Raw genomic sequence first — 7,144 nt, 5'->3', positions numbered from 1 at the left:
AACCTGCTCCAAAACAAGGCCCTGTTTATCTCTCAGATCAAAAATCAGAACCTTTCAGTAAGACGCATCGACGAGGGAGGGATGGACGAAACCAACGGGATGAATTACGCCGAGTACGTCGCCCTACTCTCGGGCAATAAGGATTTGCTGGAAAAGGCCAAAATCGAAAAGCAAATCGCCAGTCTGGAGTCAGAGAAGACAATTTTTAACAAAGACATGGCCTCCCAGCGCCGATCTTATTCCGTGTTGGAAAAATCTCTCGATAGGGTAGGGGAGGTGCTGGAAAAAATCAAGGCAGACCAAAAACTATTGTATGGCGATGGTAAGGAAAACGCTCCTCTGGTGGAGGAAGGAAAAATAGAAGATTTGGGTGTATCGATGCTGACAGCCCAGCAAAAGCGCGTAGTTGGAATCACGAAAGTCGCTGATTTCAGAGGCTTCGAACTTTCGGTGGACACGTTCAGGTTCGATGGTCACACGCAGCATAAATGGGAGGTACGGTCGCCCAATGGAATCCTATACCGCCACAATAACGGCTACCTCAACTCAGAAAAAATCAGAACCGCCGGGGAGTACGTGAACAAAGCCACTTCGAGCGAACAAATTGCCAAATTGTTAAAGCAGCAGCAGGAAAGGCAGGAGGAATTGGCGCGTGATATAAAGATTGCCTCGGAAGCACAAAACAAACCGTGGCCGAAAGATGCAAAGCTGAGAGAGTTCAAAACCAGTCTTGCTGAAGTTGAAAGACGCTTGACCGATAGCTTGAAGCCAGAAGGCGAAAGTAACAGTCAAGGTTCGGTAAAAAATCACGAGACCGAGACGGTTGCATGTTCAAAGGAAATTGAAGAGTCAATGAGTAAAGAGCCACTCACCCCGATGATGTATCAAAAATCCATCCGCGCCGTGGGGCGATGATTGATTCGTTTGAATCAAAATTGCAATATAGTTTGCTGGGCTTAAATTTTTTATAGGCAAACCCCTTACGCTGACGGATTCATCTTGGCCAGCTATTTTCCCTATTATTTTTACCGATCCTATAATCTGAGCGGTCTGCGATTTCATGCAACCTACGGAGTGGTTTTGTTCCTTTATGTCCCTTTTACCCTGATATTTACTACGGAATATCTGCTTTCAGGTATCATTGACAGCGCCAGCGCCCAAGGCCTGATTATCCCGGCAGGGTACAGTTTAGTACTGGCATACGTCATGTTCAGAGCCATCCGAAAAGCTTTTGAGAAGGAGATAGAAAATCGGGAGTATTTGGAAGTGATTGGGATGTACTTTTCGGTTGTCCCGTTCGTGGCCATAGCTTTCTTCCCAGGCATTGATCAGGTCACTGAGGCGATTATTACCAATCTTGGGTTCACCATCCTAACCATTCTGTTCATTCGTCGCTCCATTCTCCAAGCCAGGACGGACCGTGATGGAAAATCTTGAAACCGAGCCACCCCTTAACGGTATCGTCAGCGAAATCGAGAAGAACATCCACATCTTCGAGATCAATATGTCCCTATTTAAACTAACCACACGGGAGAAGCAGGTGGTTCGGCTGGTAAGGCTAGGAAAAATGTTTAAGGAAACCACCGAAGAATTGCACATTGTCGAGCGGACAGTCAAGAAGCACGTCGAAAATATTTTCCAAAAGGCCGCAGCCACCAACAAGGTCGAGCTGCTTCATAAAATCATGCAGAACCACTAGAATGGCCGTTTTCAGGCTATGTACGTTTTTTTACGTATGCGATCCCTCCCCTTTTTTAGTTGCCGCTCATCAAAAATAAGACTAAGTACGTATTGACCCGCCCGATGATTCCCGCTAATTTTGGCCGACCGTAAAACTCTATCCGTTTAGTTGGGTAATCTGGGCGGATCGGTTTCAGGTGTGTGCGTATGATATGTTGAATGGAAAACCTAACCGATGAAATCAACCAAACAATCCCCTTTAAAAAATCTCAAAACTAAATGTCCCCAACTACAACAAATTCTCGACCGCTACGGTCAGGATGCTCTTCACCCCCAAATTCTGACTACCCCAACCGAAGAGGGGATCGACATTGAACTGGTACCCAAAATGCGCTTCGATATGGCCTGTAAGGATTGGTTTGCCTTATGCCCGGATTTCAGGCTGTTCGTCTCGAAGGTGTTTTATGAAAGCCTTTGAGTGTCTTTAAATAATGTTCGAAAAGTGGCGCAGCATACTGTGCCACTTTTATTTTGTCTGGATCTCGGCTAACCGTTACTTGCAGGTTCCTGAGCGAAGTAAACGAAAGAACCTGTTGAACGATAGTCCTAAAATCGTAATAATAGATTGTACGCAACTTGGTCGCCACTTGGTCGTAGGTTCGGGAATAAGCTGCCGACCCACACGTTTCTGCCCGTCTTCATCCTCTCCAATCCTTGTACTCAAGGTTGACTTAGGGATTTACTTAATCGCTTACTTGGTCGCTACTTAGTCGTCGTCAGAAATTTTTTGTTCAAATAGATACTGAGCCAAGCGTTCACCATGTTCTGTCAAATAGTATTTCTGTCTGGGACTGCGGGGGGACTCTGGATCCGTCAGAGTGAGCAAATCAGCCGAAAGTAGCGGTTCAAAGTGACGTTTCGCGTTATCGGTATGGTTGGAAAGGTTGGCACCCTTCAACAGTTCTTTTCGGCTACGCAGTCGCTTACCGCTCAAATTGCGCAACATCCGAATGCTGGGAAGGCTCGAAGAAGAAACCAGGGAAGGGAACTCGTTCCTTTCATTCTCGGTCAGCGGAATCGGAAAAGAAGTCCGCTTCAAATGTTCCGCCATAGGACTCCTCGGTTCTCGGCTTTCCGTTTCTTTGAGAAATCTCTCTGTAAGATTTTCAGAAAACGCTGGGTGCATCTCAAACTCCACGGCAAAGTACGTCCGTTCTTCGTCCATCGAGAACACGGGTGGGGCCGAGCCGTTAGCGGACATTTCATTGAGAATAAGCTGAATACCCGTAGCATAACCCTCCGTAAGCTGTAAGGCTTTCAAGAAACTACCCAAGCGACGGTTGCGGTAGTGCCTGGGCTGCACCCGGCCCGTCGCAAAATCCTCGGGCTGGATAGCGCGGTCGGGCCCGCCACCGTTCTGAAAAATCAGGCGGTCGGGGTGCAGGAATACCCGCACCGGGTCGTGCCGCTGGTAGTCACGGTGGAAAATGCAGTTGGCGATGGCCTCCTCCACAGCCCGCACGGGGTAGCTCCACGGCCGCAGCGACTCGGACTGATACTCGACCTTGATCACCATCTCGACCAAAGCCAGCGTCCGTAGCTTGTCCATCAACTGCCGGATCTGGTGCTGCACTGGCCCCCGAAAGGTGTGCTCGGTGAAAGTCTTGCTGCCCGCGCCGCGCTGGAAGTCCACCAGTTCGATGTAGGTGTAAGGGAAGAATTTTTCCGGCGTTTCGCAAAACAACATTAGGGCCACATTACGCGGGAAACGGTGTCCGGGCGGGCCGCTGAGAAGTTCCATCTGATCGAGTAGGGCCGCCGTCGAGAGCGCGTCCACCTGTTCGAACAGCCGCGCTCGCGACACCCGTAGGTATTCCTTGATCCAAAGCAGTGAAATATCGGCCAGCGACGCCTGTATGTTGAGGCGATCATCAAACGGCACCTGATTGGTTAGGGCGATGAGTTCCTGTTTCTGGGCGGGGCTGGCCTTGACCGAACTTGCGTACTGCCGCAGGTAGTTGTGGTAGGTTTTGCGGGAATCGGTTATTTTCTCCGGCACTTCGTGCGGGCGGTTGGCACTCCCCGGCACCCACAGCACGATGATCTGCTTGTCGTCCGTTTCCTCGACAAACAAGCGGGGATGGTACACGGGTCTGATCAGGTTGTCGAAGCCGATCATCTCGCGCTGAATTTTGGCAATCTCATCGGTGGTCAGCCCCATCACCGGACGCCGGGCGCGGCCCCGCTCCTCGGCCACGCCAATGACGACGTACCCGCCGCCAGTGTTGTCAAAATCGTTGGCAAAGGCACAGATAGTGCGGTAAATGGCGTCGGGGTTCCGTCCTTCCTTGAACTCGATGCGGTTGGACTCCACCGTTCTGGCCCCCAGTAAGTCATTCAGGTTGATTGGGAGCATGGTCATAGGTGGTTAGGTTCGATGGCCTTGCTTTCTGTACTTTCGTTCATACTTTGTAAGTTTTCTTGTCGCAAGTCATTGCTAAATTTACGACAAGAAAACATGTTTAGAAGCCCATTGCCGCCAGATATCCCTTTACCCATTCCTCGACGCAACTGGCCCAAAGTGAGTTGTACAGTTCACGACTATAGGGTGAAGAGAAAAGGGTGGGATAGGGGGTAATGGGTGACTTCATTACATTTGCCTTCGCATCCAATCGTCCATTCGGGAAGATTCATCGCCCTCCCTATGCCTTTTCTTAGCCTCCTTCAGTTAAGAAGCGCGGGCCAGTTCTAAAACGGCGCATTTCGTTTAGTGGCCAAGGTAGCGGGTAAACCCCAGCCACCAGGCAATTTCGTTATCAGGACTCAATTCGGCGCGTTTGGTATGCCAAAAATGGCGGAACTCCTCACTTTCGGAAAGGTACTTGATGTCCTCCTGCTTGTTGTTGTTGAAGAAAAGAGAGATGCAATCTAGGTCGATCAGCGTGGTTTCCATATTGGATTCTAATAACAGTGAGTTAGAGGATGAGGTCGAACGGGAGACATTCATTTTTCAATATCGGATGCATGGCTGTCCTCAACCGATCGGGTCTTGGGGTCCGACCATTTCCGGTAGTCTGCTTCCGACACTGACTCCCTTATGTAGGCATCGAGTTCGATGTCGTTACGCTCGGCGGCGTGGCGGCGCAGACCGAGCACTCCCCGATTAGCCTCATATCCCTTCACGGAATGAATCTGGGCGATTTCCTTCGGCAATCCAAGGAGCCAATCCTTGTAGTCTTCCTCGGTGGGGTCTGCCTGCTGTTACGAATAGTAGTGAAATGTCACGTTACCCACCCGGTGCGTGTAGGCCATCATATCCCGGAGTTCCCCATCCAGAAGATCGAGCAGTTCCTGCTGGTTTCTTTGGCAGTCGGGATCGGGATGAATGGTTCTGTCATTCATATTTGGGGCTGGCTGATAAGCACAAAAAATTCCGAAAGTCAAAAGTAACAGTTCGAGAGGATAGGCGCAACCTATTGACAAATCCGGCTGATTAACGAAGACTCATTCCTGAAACCGAACATCCCCGTAACCCAAAGTCGTCGTGGTGGGGTCAAAGCGCACTTCTCGCAATTTATTCCTAACCTCCTCGGGCAGGTACGTAAAAAAAGTCACCCCCGCCGCCCGCTCTATGTCTCCCGGCGTGGTCACGAAGCTGCTCCAGCTCTTGTTGTCCACCAGGTCGGCATCGTTGGGGAAGTCTACCGCAATGACCGGAGTCTCCCCGTCGATCTGTGCTGCACTCCCCGAATTTTCCACGGCCACGATCACTTTGTAGTTGCGGCCGGGGACGTGAACCCGGCCATTGATGGACGTGGCAAACCCCTTACTTCCCTTGCCTCCAACCCCGTACGAACCCGCCACAATGAACAGCCGATAATTCTTTACCGCTAGAGAGCGGCAGTAGTCCTCCAGCCGCGCCCAGGCTTCCCGGTTGAGTTGGGGGGCTTGCGGAATCATGTTACACATTAAAAAAGTGGCAGAGTTGTCAGACTCCGAAGCAGTGCGGGAAGCTGACGGGCAGAGGTGGCCCCGGTCGAAGCCCGACCCCGTGTAGTCGTCGGGCCTGACCCGGTACCAGCCCGTAGGCAGATCCGGGTCGGGTCGGAAATCGTCCTGGCGGTTGGCGTCGCCGAGCCACTCGGAGGAAAGCTCCCAACTCACCCAGTTGGCGTGGCCCAGGCTCCGATTACAGCTCAACGCATACTGATCCCTCAGAATGAGGTAGTTGTCTGCCTCTGTGGTGTCCGCCCTGGCTGACGTGGGATTGCCCAGGCTCACGTGGAGGCTTTCGGCCACGGGGAGCGGGGCAACTGTTGTTCTCACGCAGCCCGTCAGCAGGAAGGGCAGCAGTAAGAGGGTTATGGGATTTCTGATTTTCATGTGCGATTGGCGGTGGTTTTGATTCCCATGATGTTATTTTCCGATTGGCCGACCAGGTACAGGCTGACCTCGACCTCCCCGACCTCAAAATACTGAATGTGTTTCAAATTCTCTTCCATAATGCGCCTGATCTCTGAAAAACTGGCAGTTCTTTCTCTTTCTTCAGCCCCGTGCCATTCCTGCTCAATGGTCACAGACGCCCAGAAACGCTCCGGTACCAGCTCCGCCACCTCCTCGGCGGCTTCCAGGCCGAAGAGTTCCTCGAACTCCCTGGCATAGGTTTCCCCCGGCCGCTTCCAGGGGGCGGAAAGGAAGTGCACGGGTTCGTCCGACTCGCTGGGATACAGCAATCCGACCAGCAGGTTTGGGAGCATTTCATCCACCATCAGTTCGGTTAGCCGAGCGCGGGCTGTGCGGTGTTGCCCTTGATCTCCTTCATTTCCCTTTGCAGCACCAGCACCATCTTCAAAAGCTGGTCCATCGTCGTCTCGGTGGCCGGAATCTCCCGGCTCTGGAAGGAGTAGAATTTCCAAACTTCCAGCACCTCCCCGCCCTCGACCGTGTAGGATTCATACAGCGTGTTGAGCGAGCGCAGCAGCAGGCGGTGGTCGTGCAGCACCGTCACCAGCTTGAAGACGAAGTCGCCCTCGCCCCGCAGCACCAGCACGCAGGGCGTGTCGGACTTGAGGCCCGTCCAGTCCTCGACGTACTGCCCCAACACCGTGCTGCCGTCGGGCACGGGCAGCATCGAATCTCCCGCGATGGGGAACATGCGGAAGGTGTGGCCCTCGGGCAGGTCGGGCAGCGAGAGCTTCGGCAGGCTGGCGATGAACTCCGGGTCGGCGTAGCCGTCGCGGTAGCCCGCCTTGGCCTTGATCGGCACGAATTCGACGTTCTCGCGGTTGTCAGCGTCGGTCGTGATGGCCAGCACCCGAAGGTTGCCGCCGCGCATGTACAGGTCGTTGCCCGCTTCCAGCTCCCGCAGCGGCAGCTCGCCCAGGTGGGACAAATCGACTTTCAGCAGATTGTCCACACTGATTTTGAAGTAGTCCGACAATGTGAGGTAATCCTCCGGCTGCGG

General features: G+C 52.6%; 10 protein-coding genes and 1 pseudogene. 4 read left to right on the top strand and 7 right to left on the bottom strand.

The features are described 5' to 3' along the window. The 4 genes and pseudogenes from ACEW8P_RS04560 to ACEW8P_RS04545 form a co-directional block, all read left to right on the top strand. A pseudogene (locus ACEW8P_RS04560) lies at window positions 1-915 on the top strand (hypothetical protein); the annotation flags it as partial. A 165-nt stretch (window positions 916-1,080) separates the two neighbouring features. Next, window positions 1,081-1,437 carry a hypothetical protein gene (locus ACEW8P_RS04555; RefSeq protein ID WP_373511924.1) on the top strand — a complete coding sequence of 119 codons (357 nt, stop codon included), beginning with the start codon at window positions 1,081-1,083 and terminating at the stop codon, window positions 1,435-1,437. After that, window positions 1,424-1,699: a response regulator transcription factor gene (locus ACEW8P_RS04550; RefSeq protein WP_373511923.1), complete on the top strand. Its 276-nt coding sequence runs from the start codon at window positions 1,424-1,426 to the stop codon at window positions 1,697-1,699. Before ACEW8P_RS04555 ends, ACEW8P_RS04550 begins: the two co-directional genes overlap by 14 nt. A gap of 216 nt (window positions 1,700-1,915) precedes the next feature. Beyond that, window positions 1,916-2,158 carry a hypothetical protein gene (locus tag ACEW8P_RS04545; protein WP_373511922.1) on the top strand — a complete coding sequence of 81 codons (243 nt, stop codon included), beginning with the start codon at window positions 1,916-1,918 and terminating at the stop codon, window positions 2,156-2,158. A gap of 288 nt (window positions 2,159-2,446) precedes the next feature. Here the strand turns inward: ACEW8P_RS04545 and ACEW8P_RS04540 are convergent, their stop codons facing one another. From ACEW8P_RS04540 to ACEW8P_RS04510, 7 genes are all read right to left on the bottom strand, one after another. Further along, window positions 2,447-4,096 (bottom strand): RNA-binding domain-containing protein, encoded by a 1,650-nt coding sequence (locus ACEW8P_RS04540; RefSeq protein ID WP_373511921.1) that lies wholly within the window; start codon window positions 4,094-4,096, stop codon window positions 2,447-2,449. A 351-nt stretch (window positions 4,097-4,447) separates the two neighbouring features. Then, the gene (locus ACEW8P_RS04535) at window positions 4,448-4,633 is read right to left on the bottom strand and encodes a hypothetical protein (protein ID WP_373511920.1); all 186 of its coding nucleotides are present in this window, start codon (window positions 4,631-4,633) and stop codon (window positions 4,448-4,450) included. A 50-nt stretch (window positions 4,634-4,683) separates the two neighbouring features. Further along, the gene (locus tag ACEW8P_RS04530; RefSeq protein WP_373511919.1) at window positions 4,684-4,863 is read right to left on the bottom strand and encodes a hypothetical protein; all 180 of its coding nucleotides are present in this window, start codon (window positions 4,861-4,863) and stop codon (window positions 4,684-4,686) included. Between the two features lie 78 nt (window positions 4,864-4,941). Further along, entirely contained in the window at window positions 4,942-5,082 is a 141-nt protein-coding gene (locus ACEW8P_RS04525; RefSeq protein WP_373511918.1) for a hypothetical protein, read from the bottom strand. Window positions 5,083-5,184: 102 nt separating this feature from the next. Beyond that, complete coding sequence (locus ACEW8P_RS04520) at window positions 5,185-6,063, bottom strand: DNA/RNA non-specific endonuclease (RefSeq protein WP_373511917.1); 879 nt, start codon at window positions 6,061-6,063, stop codon at window positions 5,185-5,187. Next, window positions 6,060-6,437 (bottom strand): nuclease A inhibitor family protein, encoded by a 378-nt coding sequence (locus tag ACEW8P_RS04515; protein WP_373511916.1) that lies wholly within the window; start codon window positions 6,435-6,437, stop codon window positions 6,060-6,062. Before ACEW8P_RS04515 ends, ACEW8P_RS04520 begins: the two co-directional genes overlap by 4 nt. 20 nt (window positions 6,438-6,457) lie before the next feature. Beyond that, a partial coding sequence (locus ACEW8P_RS04510; RefSeq protein WP_373511915.1) for a helix-turn-helix transcriptional regulator occupies window positions 6,458-7,144 on the bottom strand: 687 nt, incomplete at its 5' end.

The organism is Persicitalea sp. (assembly GCF_041751555.1).
Lineage (GTDB): Bacteria > Bacteroidota > Bacteroidia > Cytophagales > Spirosomataceae > Persicitalea.
This window is presented reverse-complemented; position numbering and strand designations above follow the sequence as displayed.

What these genes read in the sequence shown, in the direction of transcription:
- ACEW8P_RS04550 (WP_373511923.1), top strand. Translation starts at nt 1,424, where the DNA reads ATGGAAAATCTTGAAACCGAGCCACCCCTTAACGGTATCGTCAGCGAA.
- ACEW8P_RS04545 (WP_373511922.1), top strand. Translation starts at nt 1,916, where the DNA reads ATGAAATCAACCAAACAATCCCCTTTAAAAAATCTCAAAACTAAATGT.
- ACEW8P_RS04540 (WP_373511921.1), bottom strand. Translation starts at nt 4,096, where the DNA reads ATGCTCCCAATCAACCTGAATGACTTACTGGGGGCCAGAACGGTGGAG.
- ACEW8P_RS04535 (WP_373511920.1), bottom strand. Translation starts at nt 4,633, where the DNA reads ATGGAAACCACGCTGATCGACCTAGATTGCATCTCTCTTTTCTTCAAC.
- ACEW8P_RS04525 (WP_373511918.1), bottom strand. Translation starts at nt 5,082, where the DNA reads ATGAATGACAGAACCATTCATCCCGATCCCGACTGCCAAAGAAACCAG.
- ACEW8P_RS04520 (WP_373511917.1), bottom strand. Translation starts at nt 6,063, where the DNA reads ATGAAAATCAGAAATCCCATAACCCTCTTACTGCTGCCCTTCCTGCTG.
- ACEW8P_RS04515 (WP_373511916.1), bottom strand. Translation starts at nt 6,437, where the DNA reads ATGCTCCCAAACCTGCTGGTCGGATTGCTGTATCCCAGCGAGTCGGAC.